Origin of the sequence: Proteus sp. G4415 (assembly GCF_963896075.1) — a bacterium.
Classification (GTDB): Bacteria; Pseudomonadota; Gammaproteobacteria; order Enterobacterales; family Enterobacteriaceae; genus Proteus; species Proteus mirabilis.
In genome coordinates this window covers 1-14,585 of record NZ_CAWQOK010000078.1, presented here as the reverse complement: position 1 = coordinate 14,585, position 14,585 = coordinate 1, and the positions used below count along the sequence as shown (strand labels likewise).

General features: G+C 35.7%; 12 protein-coding genes. 10 read left to right on the top strand and 2 right to left on the bottom strand.

The window, feature by feature from the left end:
- Window positions 1–242: 242 nt before the first annotated feature.
- The 7 genes from AACU95_RS09855 (at window position 243) to AACU95_RS09825 (ending at window position 6,940) form a co-directional block, all read left to right on the top strand.
- The gene (locus AACU95_RS09855; RefSeq protein ID WP_012368005.1) at window positions 243–578 is read left to right on the top strand and encodes a helix-turn-helix domain-containing protein; all 336 of its coding nucleotides are present in this window, start codon (window positions 243–245) and stop codon (window positions 576–578) included.
- A 245-nt stretch (window positions 579–823) separates the two neighbouring features.
- Window positions 824–1,384 carry a type 1 fimbrial major subunit FimA gene (gene fimA / locus AACU95_RS09850; protein WP_004243225.1) on the top strand — a complete coding sequence of 187 codons (561 nt, stop codon included), beginning with the start codon at window positions 824–826 and terminating at the stop codon, window positions 1,382–1,384.
- Window positions 1,385–1,445: 61 nt separating this feature from the next.
- Complete coding sequence (locus AACU95_RS09845; protein WP_004243224.1) at window positions 1,446–1,988, top strand: fimbrial protein; 543 nt, start codon at window positions 1,446–1,448, stop codon at window positions 1,986–1,988.
- 24 nt (window positions 1,989–2,012) lie between these two features.
- Complete coding sequence (locus AACU95_RS09840; RefSeq protein ID WP_004243223.1) at window positions 2,013–2,705, top strand: fimbria/pilus periplasmic chaperone; 693 nt, start codon at window positions 2,013–2,015, stop codon at window positions 2,703–2,705.
- 33 nt (window positions 2,706–2,738) lie between these two features.
- The gene (locus tag AACU95_RS09835; RefSeq protein WP_049200887.1) at window positions 2,739–5,342 is read left to right on the top strand and encodes a fimbria/pilus outer membrane usher protein; all 2,604 of its coding nucleotides are present in this window, start codon (window positions 2,739–2,741) and stop codon (window positions 5,340–5,342) included.
- A 26-nt stretch (window positions 5,343–5,368) separates the two neighbouring features.
- A complete protein-coding gene (locus tag AACU95_RS09830) occupies window positions 5,369–6,364 on the top strand; it encodes a fimbrial protein (protein ID WP_237612000.1) in 996 nt (331 codons plus the stop codon).
- Between the two features lie 18 nt (window positions 6,365–6,382).
- Entirely contained in the window at window positions 6,383–6,940 is a 558-nt protein-coding gene (locus AACU95_RS09825; protein ID WP_049200881.1) for a fimbrial protein, read from the top strand.
- Window positions 6,941–7,000: 60 nt separating this feature from the next.
- On the opposite strand, the gene AACU95_RS09820 is transcribed toward AACU95_RS09825, so the two are convergent.
- The gene (locus tag AACU95_RS09820; protein ID WP_049200879.1) at window positions 7,001–8,158 is read right to left on the bottom strand and encodes a pyridoxal phosphate-dependent aminotransferase; all 1,158 of its coding nucleotides are present in this window, start codon (window positions 8,156–8,158) and stop codon (window positions 7,001–7,003) included.
- 259 nt (window positions 8,159–8,417) lie between these two features.
- Window positions 8,418–10,460 (bottom strand): choline transporter, encoded by a 2,043-nt coding sequence (locus AACU95_RS09815; RefSeq protein WP_004248207.1) that lies wholly within the window; start codon window positions 10,458–10,460, stop codon window positions 8,418–8,420.
- A gap of 209 nt (window positions 10,461–10,669) precedes the next feature.
- Between AACU95_RS09815 and betI the strand changes: the two genes are divergently transcribed.
- The 3 genes from betI to betA are packed head-to-tail and all read left to right on the top strand — an operon-like array spanning window position 10,670 to window position 14,485.
- Entirely contained in the window at window positions 10,670–11,272 is a 603-nt protein-coding gene (gene betI, locus AACU95_RS09810; RefSeq protein WP_004248206.1) for a transcriptional regulator BetI, read from the top strand.
- 24 nt (window positions 11,273–11,296) lie between these two features.
- Window positions 11,297–12,772 carry a betaine-aldehyde dehydrogenase gene (gene betB, locus AACU95_RS09805; protein ID WP_004243216.1) on the top strand — a complete coding sequence of 492 codons (1,476 nt, stop codon included), beginning with the start codon at window positions 11,297–11,299 and terminating at the stop codon, window positions 12,770–12,772.
- Window positions 12,773–12,817: 45 nt separating this feature from the next.
- Window positions 12,818–14,485: a choline dehydrogenase gene (gene betA, locus AACU95_RS09800; RefSeq protein ID WP_004250946.1), complete on the top strand. Its 1,668-nt coding sequence runs from the start codon at window positions 12,818–12,820 to the stop codon at window positions 14,483–14,485.
- Window positions 14,486–14,585: the final 100 nt, after the last annotated feature.

The window sequence follows — 14,585 nt, the reverse complement described above, 5'->3', positions numbered from 1 at the left end:
AATAGATTATTATGTCTTATTTGTGTCTATTTTCTCGTAATTTTAGAATTAATCACTGTCTTAAAACGACTATTCAAATCAGATAATCAATTAACTCCCTGATACAAATAAAATGAGTATATTTACCTACTCTTATTTAGTGTTTTATTATGAGGTTTTTAATTCGTTAGAAATTTTTGAATAATTGATTTTATTAATCTCATAAAGTAAATTAAATGCAAATACAGTTGAGGAAGTGAATTTTGGAAATAAATAATTTCTCATTGAATTTTGAATATATTTCAGAAAGAAAAATATTTTGTCATTCGATTGGATATGAACTTTTTCTTTTAAGGCAACGTAATTCTATGACGGGGGCTGAGTTAGGAAAATTATTGAATATCTCTCAACAACAAATTTCTCGTTATGAACGAGGAATAAATAAAATACCTATTGATATACTTTTTCACATACTAAATATATTTGATATTTCAATAAGTGATTTCTTTGAAAAGGTTTCCAAAAGAGTTATCACATTAAAATATAAAATAAAATATGATTCTGATAATAATATTCCATTCTTTGAGAATATTATTTAAATGTAAGATAAATAATATTATTGGTGGCAAGTATATTAAGTATATCAATGAATTAATAGGGATTTTATTTAAAATTAAAACCCTATTTATTTAATGTTTATTAAATTACCCTTATTAAGGCAGTTAACACTTTATCATATAATTAGTATATGGATTCAAATATTGTTATCTAATATAGATTTACTATTTTAATTTATAAGTGAAGTTGTTGTGTATATTTACCTGTAATGTAAAAGGAAAAGTCAATGCTTAAAAAAAAGATGTTAGTTAAAGCTCTATTTACAGTATCTGTTTTATCACTGAGCGGTGTTGCTTCTGCTGCGACTATTGTTAATGGTGGTAAAATTAATTTTACTGGAGAAATTGTTAATGCTGCATGTGTTGTTAGTACAAAATCAATAGATCAAACTGTTAATATTGGACAATATCGTACCGCACAATTTGATAGTGTAGGGAAAACAGTTGGTAATACTGATTTTTATATCAATTTAGAAGCTTGTGATACGACTGTCGCACAGAATGCCTCAGTTTCATTTTCAGGTGTAAGTGATTCAAATGATAAAACAGTATTAGCTGTAAGCAATATTACAACAGGTGGTGCGGGTGCTGCGACGGGCGTTGGTATTGAAATTACAGACCATACAGGAAAAGTGTTACCACCAGACGGCTCTGTTTTTTCTACAGCAAAACAGTTAATTGATGGATCAAATACACTTAACTTTGTTGCACGTTATAAATCTACATTAGATACCGTTACCCCTGGTCATGCTGATGCTGATGTAACTTTCAAAATGCAATATGAATAAATAAATTGGATTAATTTAAAGTATGACCTGATAAAGGTCATACTTTTATATCGAGGGAAATATGAAATATAGTTTAATATATTCTATTGTCCTATTTTTTACTCTTTCATTTACAGCCTATTCTAATGACAGGGAAAATATTTCTTTAGACGATGGTATTGTGACTTTTAAAGGGGGAATTGTAGAGCCTGCTTGTACAGTATCTTCTGAAAGTGAATATCAAATTGTTGATCTTGGTGTTATTAGTAGTAACCAATTTCATGGAGTAGGAAGTCACTCTATAAAAATCCCATTTTTTATTAAATTAATGGGATGTAATAAAAGTATTACGGATAAAGTCAGTATAATTATTATAGGTGATGTAAACAATAATGATAAACGATTATTTAGCATCACCGATCAACAAAATTCAGCTTCAGGATTAGGTGTTGCATTATTTAATGATGAAGGTGAAATAATTATTCCTAATAAATTCAATAAGTATAAATTTATTGAAGAGAATGAATTAAAACTAAAATTTAAAGCAAGTTATCTGGCAACGAAAGAAAACGTTATCGGTGGAAAAGCTGACAGCGTAGTTTGGTTTGTTTTCAATTATCAATAAATAAACCTATCATTTGAGGTTAATATGCATTTAATATCTAAACACTTTATTGCGTTATTTTTTCTCTTCAGTTTTTCATCGCTATCATATGCGGGAGGTGTTGCATTAGCTGCAACACGCATAGTCTATCCTATGGATGCAAAACAGACGTCAATTACTCTTAATAATACAGATAAAAGATTACGCTTTTTAGTGCAATCATGGATTGATGATAGCCAAGATCAAAAAAGTAATGAATTTATTGTTACACCACCACTGTTTGTCAGCAAACCAGAAAGTGAAAACAAGCTAAGAATAATTTATGCTGGTAAGGCATTACCAAATGATAGAGAAAGTTTGTTCTGGTTAAATACAAAAGCAATCCCTGAAATTGAGCGAGAAGAAATAAAAGATAAAAATATATTACAGCTAGCAGTATTATCTAGAATAAAAATTTTTATTAGACCTCAAGGATTAAATTTTAACATAGAGGATGTACCTAATAGTCTTGAGTTTAAAAAATCACAAGGAAACATAATAGTAAATAATCCTTCACCTTATTACGCGACATTAATTAATTTAGAAGCTGATAATGAACAGCTAAATAGTATTATGGTTCCTCCTATGGGAACAGTAATGATTAAAGTCAGCAAGCCTAACTATAGTCAAATATCTTATCAAACTATTAATGATTATGGTGCTAGTACACCCAAAGTAACGAAACAGATTGGTAAGTAATGCTATAACATTCATTAATGATAAGGCTTTATTATGCTAAAATCTAAAACTATATGTTTTAATTTATATATCTTTTTAGGTACATGCTTTTCTGGTGTGGTGTATGCGGATAGTTTTTTTAATCCTAACTTAATTTCAAATATTGATAATGAAGTAGCAGATTTATCTCGATTTGATAAAGGTGAAGGCCAACCTGAAGGAATGTATTCAGTAGAAATTTATGTAAACGATGAATATGTTGAAACAAAAAATTTAATATTTTATGAAAGCGATGCATCATCCGATGATACAGGTTTATTACCTTGTATAGATAATAAAACTTTGACAAATTTTGGAATAACTTTAACTGAAAATAGCAAAAAGAAATCAGAAGAGGTAGAAAGTAAAGATAGTGCTTGTGAGAATATTTTAGATAAAATAAAAAACTCAAGTGTTAAATTCGATTTTGAAGGACAAAAATTATTTTTAAGTATTCCACAAATAATGTTTAAAAATAATGTTCGTGGCTTTATCCCACCTGAAAAATGGGATAATGGGATTAATGCGTTTTTACTAAATTATAATTTCACAGGAAGAAATAGTAAGAACTTTAAGGATAACGTTGATAATAATAATTATTTTTTAAACTTAAATCCTGGTATTAATCTTGGTTCATGGCGATTTAGAAATGAAAGTTCATGGAACTATGCCAGTGGTGAAAGTAAGCAAAATAAATGGAGGAATATAAGAACATATGTACAAAAACCTATTATTCCATTACGTGCTGAATTAACCCTTGGTGACTCTTTTTCTAATGGAACCATTTTTGATAGTCTTGGTTTTAGAGGGATTAAGCTAGAATCTGATGATAATATGTTGCCTGATAGCATGAGAGGATTTGCACCTACGATAAAGGGTATTGCGAATAGCAATGCTATTGTTACAGTCAAGCAGAATGGTTTTGTTATTTATCAAATTTCTGTACCTCCAGGTGCATTTGAAATAAAAGATCTCTATGCCACATCAAGTAGCGGTAATTTAGATGTCACAATCAAAGAGAATAACGGTAAAATTACACAATTTGTTGTACCTTATTCAAATGTGCCTATTTTACAACGTGAAGGACGCTTAAAATACGAATTGATTGGAGGGGAATTTCGTAGCGGAGCAGATTATCAAGATAAACCTAATTTTGGTCAATTAAGTTTAGTATATGGCTTACCTTATAATATGACGTTATATGGAGGAAGCCAATTTTCAAATAATTATCAAGCCTATGCGATTGGTTTAGGTGGTAATCTAGGCACCTTTGGGGCGATATCAGCAGATGTAATACAGGCGAATAGTATATTGCCAAACGATGAGCATAAAAAAGGGCAGTCATTCCGATTACTCTATGCTAAATCGATTAATAGCACAGGCACTAACTTTCAAATAATGGGGTATCGATATTCAACGCAAGGCTACTATACCCTAAATGAAGTTAGTTATAAAAAAATGGCAGGGCGTGAAATAGTAACAGATAATGGAATAATAAGAGATGAGGATAACTTATCTAACTACTATAATTTAAATTATTCTAAAAAAGGGAGGTTTCAACTTAATATAAATCAGCAAATTACCAATAATAGTTCTTTGTATATTTTAGGCTCTTACCAAAACTATTGGCGCACAACTGAAACTGAACAGTTATGGCAACTGGGTTATAATGCTAATATTGATAGGATAAATTATAGTCTTAGTTTATCGAAATTAAAATCACCGGGTATGCGTGGTGATAATAAAAATGTAGCTTTTAATATATCAATTCCTCTTAATGATGTATTTAACCAACAAACTGTAAGTGACTTACATTCAAGTAGAAATAGTATGTATGCTGTTTACTCAATGAATAGAAGCGATGACAATGTTTGGGTCAATCAAGTGGGACTAACAGGAACTCTCCTTGAAGACAATAATTTAAATTATAATATTCAACAAGGATATACGCATAATGGTTCTGGTTATTCAGGAATGGTTTATGCTAATTATAAAGGTAAATATGCTAATATAGGTAGCGGATATAATTATAGTAATGATTGGCATGAGTTTAATTATAGTTTAAATGGTGGTGTTGTTGCTCATGCAGGAGGTATTACTTTAACTCAACCTTTAGGGGATACCAATATTCTTATTAAAGCAAATGATGCTAATAATATTAAAGTAGAAAATGCAAATGGTATATTAACTGATAATAATGGTTATGCTGTCTTACCGTTTGCTTCAACATATAAAAATAATCGAGTTTCATTAGATGTTAATTCATTAGAAGAAAATATTGAATTAGAAAATACGATTATTAATGTAGTTCCTACTAAAGGGGCATTGGTTGAAGCTAATTTTAAAACGAATATTGGCTATCGAGCAATGGTTACATTAAGCAAAAAAGATGGCGCTATTATACCTTTCGGTGCGATGGTTGTTGATGAAGAGCGTTCCGTAAGTGGTATTGTTGGCGATAATGGGAATGTTTTTATCTCTGGTTTAGCACCTGTTGGTAGGCTAAAAGCAAAATGGGGAAAAATGGCTGATCAACAATGTATATTTGATTACCAAATTAATGAGAAGTCATCAAAAGAAAAAGGTATCTATTTTATTTCTTCCACATGCCAATATTAAAAACAAGCATATTTACGGATTTTATTATGATTAGAATAGTATTGTTTACAATAATAGCCATTATTTCAAATAATGCAGTCGCTGTGAGCTGTGTCAGTGGTTGTAATGCGAATGAATATTCCACGCTTAGTGGACAACTATCAAAGACGGAAAATAAAGTCGGTGTTACTAAAGATGCTTCTGATATTACTTTGTCCAATCGAATTACATTAAGATGGAATGCGGGGCAAGCGCAAACATGGGCGACATATTCCAATGGTAATATTCCTAGTGCAAATACCAGCAATAATGATTGGATTTATTCTAAGATAGATGACTATATTTCTGTTGCGTTAAGAATGACTAATAATTGTAGAACAATTTATGTTCCTTATAATGTACCTACGCTAAGCTCTACTTGTGGTGCCCGTACTTATACTGAAAACGAAGAAAGCGTCGTTTCTGTAAGAAAGTATCAAACCAGAATAAAAATTGACAAGGCTATTATTTCTGGTACCTATGTAAAAAATATTTTTGTAGGCGAATTTGGTTTTTGCCAACCACAGAATTGTGCGACTAAACAAATTATCATTACAAAGCTATTTTTAAATCTTTCAATGACAGTTCCACAATCTTGCGTTATTAATTCAGGGCAAGTGTTGAATATTGATTTTGACAATATTCCTGCATCAAGTTTTAAAGTAGCAGGGAAAAAAGCCGAAGGAGTTAATACGGTTTCTAGAAACTTAAGTATTCAATGTGACAATATAGATGCCAGTGCTGATTTAACAATGCGATTACAAGCAGATTCAGTTCAAGGTAATGCTATTGTTTCTAATAATAAAAGTGTTGGCTTTGTGGTTGCTAATTCAAGTGGATCTGAATTAACACCTAATGATTTATCAAGTTTTATTCCTTTCAGACTCAACCAAAATGCTGATGCTAATGTCACGATTAATGTTTATCCCGTAAGTATTGATGGAAAAACACCAACTGAAGGCGCTGTCACATCAAGTGGCTTTCTAAGAGTTGATTTCCCTTAATTTTAATAGGCTAATATCATGAATGAGTTATTACATACTAGAAAAATAATGCGCTTTCTATTATGGGGAATGCTACTTTTTAGCGGATATACAGTATTTTTTACTAAAGATGCAACAGCAGAATTAGCTAATACAAATATTGTTATAAAAGCGAACATTGTGGCAAATACTTGTAGAGTCAGCCCTGATTCGCTAAATAAATTTGTTGACTTAGGGGTTTGGGGAACAAAAGATTTTCAGCAAAAAAATACAACAGAGCCAGTAAAGTTTACACTTAACTTAACTGATTGCAGTATTGTTACTAGCGGTGTAAAAGTAATGTTTAGTGGTGATACTGACAGTAAGGATAGTACCTTGTTTAAGTTGGCAGAAAAAAATGCGGCTCAAAATATAGGTATTGCTATTTTAGATAAAAATCAGAATAAAATATTACCGGGAAAAAGTAGTATGATTTACCCTGTAGAGACAACTAATAATATTTCTCTCGATTTTTATGCGCAATATATCGCAACTAATAAGGACGTAGTTGGGGGAAGTGCAAATGGTGAAATATTATTTTCTTTAGAATATCTGTAAATAACAAGGGAACTGTGTCGTTCCCTTTTAAATACATTTATAACTATTGGTTGTAGAGGATTATATCCATCCTTTAGTTCTAAACTCTTTTAACGTCGCGACAAAATAACTCATCTCCTCAGGGGTTCCTAAGGTCAAACGGCTCCAACCTAATGCGGGAGGAAACTCACGTCCTACCATAATATTTGCCGCTTTCATTCTCTCTTGATAAGTTTTCACATCACCTTTGACTTTATGAAAAATAAAGTTGGCGTGAGAAGGTGCATACTCGATATTTAAGGCGTTTAAAGTATCAACCACCATTTGTCGTGATACATCAATTGACTTGCGACTATATGCCACAAAAGCGTGATCTTTTAACGAGGCTAATGCGCTAACAGCACCGGCAGTATTGGTATTATCAATAGAAACGAAACTATCTACTTCACTAATTACCTCAGGGACTGCCACACCATAGCCTACCCTTAATCCAGCTAATGCATAAATTTTTGAAAATGTACGGGTAACAATCAAGTTTTTATAACCTTGAGCAACTAATGCTATCGCACTGGTAAATTCAGGTGTTGTCACAAATTCAGCGTAAGCTTCATCAATAATAAAAAAGACATTTTCTTTTGCTGAGGTGATCCAATTTGTTAATGCCGCTGTTGGTGTCAGCATTGCGGTTGGGTTATTAGGATTGCACAGATATACCATGCTAATACCATCAAATGCTTGTGCTTTTTTCTGCATGGCGGTTAAATCAAAAGCCAATGTGTTATCAACCGGCACTTTTACGATATTGACACCTAAAGGTTCAGCATAAAGTTCGGCATAATTAAACGTTGGATCAGGCACAATTAGTTGTGCCGCTTTACCTGCTTTTTGCGCTTTATTAGCCACATATTGTACGGCTGCTTGTATGGTTTCAGAGGAGCCATTACCTAGAGTGATGTGTTTGACTGATAGCTTAAATTCTTCACCTAATGCACTGATAAGTGCGCTTCGCGCATCATCTGGATAGCGAAAAGCATGGGGAAGTGCATCAATAATCGCCTGTTTGGCATTGGATGACATGCCTAGCGAGTTTTCATTAAAGTTTAACAGTAAAGGATTTTCTGCATTAAATAGCTGTTTAGGGTTTGAAGTTTCTGCGGCATAGGCAGCGCTAACAAACGAACTTAATGAAAGTCCCCCGATCACTAAGCTTGATGATGTTAAAAATGAACGACGATTCATGTGATGTTTCCCAAGTAAATTATTCTACATTTTTATTGTTTATGTAGATTACTAAAAAAACACAATAAGTAAATAAATATGTTTTAATTTTGATTATTTATTCACTGTTAGGTCAGTTTTTAGGAATTAGCTTAAGCATGTCAATATGAAATAAAGTCAGAAAATAGCGATGTATTGCATGAGGTGTGTGATGCAGGCTAATAAAAAAGGGAACCGATAAAACGGGTTCCCTTGAGAGATAAGATAGCTCAGTCGCTAATTAATTTGATTCTGGAAATGTTAATGTTGCACCGGGCGCTTCACGACTTAAGTGAATAAAGTTTAAGTGTTTTTCATATTGGTCGAGAATATCACTGATCACTTGCTCCTTGGTGTAGTCCATTAAATCGTTACCCTGTGAACCTTCCCATAAATAGGTTTCTAGCCGGTAATAATGGGATTTTCCTCGACGAGCACGATAAGTAAATGCAGGTACTGAATATTTTTGTGGCCATATTTGATAAATAAAATGCTGCTCTTGGCCTAAATCAACCACTAATTCTAAATGGTTTAAACGAGGCTCTTCTTCCAGCGGGTAAAGATTAAACGAGACATTTGCACCACGTAATGACAGCTCATTAGCCACATCTTGCATCGCTGGGGTACAAACTAAATCTAACATCCGTTGGGTATAGGTAGTACCTGGGAAATTCATCACTCGACCTAGACGCTGTTTCCAGTTCATGGTGGTGTTACCATAAAGAGGTGCTGGCGCATTGGTGTTTAATGAACTGACGCGTCTAAAATCTTCTACTTTTAATGACTTATATAGTCCTGCCATAATAAAGAAAATAACAAAGCTAAAAGGTAATCCCATAATAACCGTGGTATTTTGCAAAGCAGAAACCCCGTCTGCCATTAACATACCTAATGTTAATAGACCAATAGCGATAGACCAGAATATGCGCAGCCAATTTGGGGCATCATTATTTATATCACTCAGTTGAGAAGTGAAATTACCTAAAACTAATGAACCGGAGTCTGCCGAGGTTACATAGAAAAGTAATCCTGTAATAGTCGCTACGGAAGCGGTTAAACCAAATCCCGGATAGAGTTCAAGTAGAGAATAAAAGCCTTTTTCTGGTGAGGCTAATACTGTTTCAGCAAAGGTTTGATTACCGTGGATCACTTCATAAAGTGCACTATTACCAAAGATAGACAACCATAATAGCGTGAATACAAAAGGGATGATCAAGGTGCCTATAACGAATTGACGGATAGTTCTCCCCCTTGAGATACGTGCTAAAAATAAGCCCACAAAAGGTGACCAAGCAACCCACCAAGCCCAGAAGAAAAGTGTCCAGCTATTCATCCAATCCGTCGGTCTATCAAAAGCAAAGCTATTTAGTGTCATTCCTAAGAATCGATTTACATAATCACCGACATTAAGTACTAACGCATTTAATAAAAATTCAGTATCACCAGCAAATAGGATAAATAAAATTAACCCTAAAGCGAGTAATACATTTAATTCTGAAAGAATACGTATGCCTTTATTGACGCCTGATGTGGCTGAGATCACCGCCATAATTACGGAAAGTAGAATTAAACCACCTTGTACACCTAACCCTTGCGGTAAATCGAAGAGAACTTTCAACCCATAATTAAGTTGTACTACGCCAATACCTAAGGTGGTGGCAATACCAAAAATAGTACCCAATACGGCAGCAATATCGACAGTATGACCGATGGGACCATAAATACGATTACCAAAGATAGGATAAAGTGCAGAGCGGATGGTCAAGGGTAAATTATAACGATAACTAAAATACCCGAGTGCAATACCAATCAGTGCATACATAGACCAGCCCGTCAGGCCATAGTGGAATAATGTCCACACCATCGACTGACGGGCTGCTTCTATTGTTTCACCTTCGCCAGTAGGCGGTAGCATATATTGGGTAATAGGCTCAGCGACTGAGAAAAACATTAAGTCAATCCCGATCCCCGCGGCAAACAACATAGCAGACCAGCTTAATACACTAAATTCAGGCTTTGATTGTTCTGGGCCTAATTTAATATTACCAAAGCGAGATGTGGCAACGAAAATAACGAAAACAATGTACAAAGTTGCCGCTAATAAATAGTACCAACCAAAGGTTTTTGATACCCAACCTAGTGTTTTAATGATCCACGCATTGGCGGTATCTGTCATTAAAATAGTGAAAAAAGAGAACGCTAAAATCAGCGTTGCGGAAGCGAAAAAAACAACAGAATTGAGCTTGTCTTTCTGTGGTTTTTTTGAGCTATTAAGAGTTGTCATCAGAAATTCCAAAAATTTATTCATCTAAAAGTTAAAAGTTGCATTCTTTGCTAATCAATTGATTTATATGCAAAGATTCAAATTTTCACGATCTGCTCCTTATGTCATTTGTGAATTAATTGTGATAAACAATAGTTAATATTGATTGAATGTTCAATTAAAAAAACGTTTAATAAAAGTGTTCAATGTATTTTTTAGGTCTTGAAAACATGCCGAAGATAGGGATGCAGTCGATACGTAAACAGCAATTAATTCAGGCGACATTAGCGGTGATTAATGAGGTCGGAATGCAAGATGCCAGCATTGCATTAATTGCACGAAAGGCCGGGGTATCTAATGGCATTATAAGCCACTACTTCCGTGATAAAAATGGTTTATTGGAAGCGGCAATGCGCCATATCCAATATCAGTTAGGTTTTGCCGTCGCAATGCGATTACGTATTTTAAGCGATGCTGAGCCTAAATTGCGTATTCAAGCCATTGTCGATGGTAACTTTGATACGTCACAAACCAGTGAAACCGCAATGAAAACTTGGCTGGCTTTTTGGGCAAGTAGCATGCATCAGCCTAATTTGCATCGTTTACAAAAGGTTAATGATAGACGTTTGTACTCTAATCTCTGTTATGAATTTGGACGTGCGTTAACAAAAGATAAAGCACGCTTAGCCGCCAAAGGCTTAGCCGCTTTAATCGATGGTTTATGGCTACGTAGTGCCCTTAGCGAGGAGCCATTTTCGTTAGCAGAAGCAAAAAAAATTACTGATGAGTATATCGATATGCAACTTAATCTTTGCCAGGATAAACAGACTTAACTTACTCACTATAAAGGAGAAAATATGCAAAACCCACCGTTACACAAGCTTTATATTCATGGTGGATATGTTGATTGCGCACAACCTGAATGTGAACAATTTGCCGCAATTAATCCTGCTACAGGTGAGGTGATTGCACATTTACAATCAGCCTGTGAAGAAGATATTAATTGGGCGGTAGAAAGTGCAAAGCAAGGACAAAAAATATGGGCTGCCATGCCTGCGATGGCGCGCTCCCGTATTCTTCGACGTGCCGTGGATATTTTACGTGAACGTAATGATGAGTTAGCGCATTTAGAAACGTTAGACACCGGTAAACCCCTGTCTGAAACACGTTATGTCGATATTGTCACCGGTGCTGATGTATTGGAATACTATGCGGGTCTTATTCCTGCCCTAGAAGGGGAGCAGATCCCACTACGTGACAGCGCTTTTGTTTACACCCGTCGTGAGCCATTAGGTGTTGTTGCCGGCATTGGTGCATGGAATTATCCAATTCAAATTGCGTTATGGAAATCAGCACCTGCATTAGCAGCAGGTAATGCGATGATTTTTAAACCGAGTGAAATGACATCATTAACAGCATTAAAATTGGCTGAAATATATACCGAAGCGGGCTTGCCTCAAGGGGTATTTAATGTGGTAACGGGTGATGCCACTGTAGGGCAATGGCTAACGCAGCACCCTGATATCGCTAAGGTCTCATTTACGGGGGGGATCGATACTGGGAAAAAAGTGATGGCGAGCGCTTCTTCATCAAGCTTAAAAGATGTCACTATGGAGCTAGGTGGTAAGTCACCGTTAATTATTTTTGATGATGCCGATCTTGATACCGCAGCTGATATCGCCATGATGGCTAATTTCTATAGTTCAGGACAAGTATGTACCAATGGAACACGCGTATTTGTGCCAGAAAAGTTAAAACAAGCTTTTGAAGCTAAAATCATTGAGCGTGTCTCTCGTATTCGCGTTGGTTCACCACTGGAAATGGATACCAACTTTGGACCATTAGTCAGCTTCCCTCATCTTGAAAAAGTTTTAAGCTATATCGAGTTAGGTAAAGCTCAAGGTGCAAAACTACTTTGTGGTGGTGAACGTTTATTCGCTGGTGCATTGGCGAAAGGGGCTTATGTGGCGCCAACGGTATTTACCGATTGTACTGATGATATGAAAATCACGCAGGACGAAATCTTCGGCCCTGTAATGAGCATTTTAAGTTATCAAACAGAAGATGAAGTTATTTTACGCGCCAATAATAGTGTCTATGGATTAGCCGCAGGCTTGGTGACTCGAGATCTGACAACGGCACATCGCGTTATACATCAATTAGAAGCCGGAATTTGCTGGATCAATACTTGGGGTGAATCTGCAGCAGAAATGCCTGTTGGTGGTTATAAACATTCCGGTGTTGGCCGTGAAAATGGGCTTGTCACACTACAAAATTACACTCAAATCAAATCTATTCAAGTTGAACTTGGGGAGTTTTCATCCGTTTTTTAATCCATTCTATTTTTAATTTTAATGACTGAAACAGAGGAGATAACAATGGTCTATGACTACATTATTATCGGTGCTGGTTCAGCCGGTAACGTTCTTGCTACCCGCTTGACAGAAGATCCTGATGTTACTGTGCTGCTCCTTGAAGCTGGAGGACCGGACTACAGGTTCGATTTTCGCACACAAATGCCAGCAGCATTAGCTTATCCGTTACAGGGTAGACGCTATAATTGGGCTTATGAAACAGAGCCTGAGCCACATATGAATAACCGCCGCATGGAGTGCGGTCGAGGTAAAGGATTAGGAGGATCATCACTCATTAATGGTATGTGTTACATTCGTGGTAACGCGATGGATTTTGATGAGTGGGCCAAATTACCCGGCCTTGAAGATTGGAATTATTTAAATTGCTTACCCTATTTTCGTAAAGCAGAAACCCGAGATATTGGGGCTAATGATTATCATGGTGATAGTGGGCCTGTTAGTGTGACTACACCGAAAAAGGGGAATAATGTTTTATTCCATGCGATGGTCGAAGCCGGTGTACAAGCTGGATATCCTAGAACTGATGATCTCAATGGTTATCAGCAAGAAGGATTTGGCCCTATGGATAGAACGGTAACCCCCCATGGGCGTCGAGCCAGTACGGCACGGGGTTATCTTGACCAAGCTAAATCGCGCAAAAACTTAACTATTGAGACACATGCTACAACCGATATTATTGAATTTGAGGGTAAAAAAGCAAGTGGTGTGCGCTATTTTAAAGGAACGAATACCACGCCACAGCATGTGAAAGCACGTAAAGAAATACTGCTTTGTGCCGGGGCGATTGCATCACCACAAATCTTACAACGCTCAGGTGTCGGCCCTGAAGATGTTCTCAACGAGTTTGATATTTCGCCAGTACATGTTTTACCGGGCGTGGGGCAGAATTTGCAAGATCATCTAGAGATGTATCTGCAATATGAATGCAAACAACCCGTTTCACTTTATCCGGCGTTAAAATGGTATAACCAACCTAAAATTGGTGCCGAGTGGTTATTTAAAGGAACGGGTATTGGGGCGAGCAATCAATTTGAAGCAGGGGGTTTTATTCGCTCAAGTGAAAAGTTTGCTTGGCCAAATATTCAGTTTCACTTTTTACCAGTGGCGATTAATTATAATGGCAGTAATGCAGTGGAAGTGCATGGTTTTCAAGCTCATGTGGGGTCGATGCGTTCACCCAGTCGCGGACGTATAAAAATAACCTCACGAGATCCACATCAGCATCCAAGCATCTTGTTTAATTACATGTCAACAGAGCAAGATTGGCAAGAGTTTAGGGCTGCTATTCGTATCACGAGAGAAATTATGGCGCAACCTGCATTAGATCCCTATCGCGGTGAAGAAATTAGTCCGGGGAAAGATATTCAAACGGATGAACAGCTGGATGCTTTTGTACGTGAACGGGCAGAAACAGCATTTCACCCTTGTGGTAGTTGTAAAATGGGAAATGATGAAATGGCCGTCGTAGATGGTGCCGGACGCGTTCATGGTATAGAAAGCTTAAGAGTTATTGATGCTTCCATTATGCCCAATATAATTACTGGCAATTTAAATGCGACAACCATTATGATTGCTGAAAAAATGGCAGACAAAATTAAAGGCATTAAACCATTGCCAGCAAGCCAAGCAGATTACTATGTTGCTGGACATTCACCTGCCAGAAGAAATTAATTAACTTATCAAAACAATAGTCAAGAGGAATGAAAATTCCTCTTTTTTGTGACTGAAAGTAAAGCTTCTTTTTTCGTTATTATTTTATTTTTTTAAGTTT

What these genes read in the sequence shown, in the direction of transcription:
- AACU95_RS09815 (WP_004248207.1), bottom strand. Translation starts at nt 10,460, where the DNA reads ATGACAACTCTTAATAGCTCAAAAAAACCACAGAAAGACAAGCTCAAT.
- betA (WP_004250946.1), top strand. Translation starts at nt 12,818, where the DNA reads ATGGTCTATGACTACATTATTATCGGTGCTGGTTCAGCCGGTAACGTT.
- AACU95_RS09830 (WP_237612000.1), top strand. Translation starts at nt 5,369, where the DNA reads ATGATTAGAATAGTATTGTTTACAATAATAGCCATTATTTCAAATAAT.
- betI (WP_004248206.1), top strand. Translation starts at nt 10,670, where the DNA reads ATGCCGAAGATAGGGATGCAGTCGATACGTAAACAGCAATTAATTCAG.
- fimA (WP_004243225.1), top strand. Translation starts at nt 824, where the DNA reads ATGCTTAAAAAAAAGATGTTAGTTAAAGCTCTATTTACAGTATCTGTT.
- betB (WP_004243216.1), top strand. Translation starts at nt 11,297, where the DNA reads ATGCAAAACCCACCGTTACACAAGCTTTATATTCATGGTGGATATGTT.
- AACU95_RS09820 (WP_049200879.1), bottom strand. Translation starts at nt 8,158, where the DNA reads ATGAATCGTCGTTCATTTTTAACATCATCAAGCTTAGTGATCGGGGGA.
- AACU95_RS09825 (WP_049200881.1), top strand. Translation starts at nt 6,383, where the DNA reads ATGAATGAGTTATTACATACTAGAAAAATAATGCGCTTTCTATTATGG.
- AACU95_RS09840 (WP_004243223.1), top strand. Translation starts at nt 2,013, where the DNA reads ATGCATTTAATATCTAAACACTTTATTGCGTTATTTTTTCTCTTCAGT.
- AACU95_RS09835 (WP_049200887.1), top strand. Translation starts at nt 2,739, where the DNA reads ATGCTAAAATCTAAAACTATATGTTTTAATTTATATATCTTTTTAGGT.
- AACU95_RS09845 (WP_004243224.1), top strand. Translation starts at nt 1,446, where the DNA reads ATGAAATATAGTTTAATATATTCTATTGTCCTATTTTTTACTCTTTCA.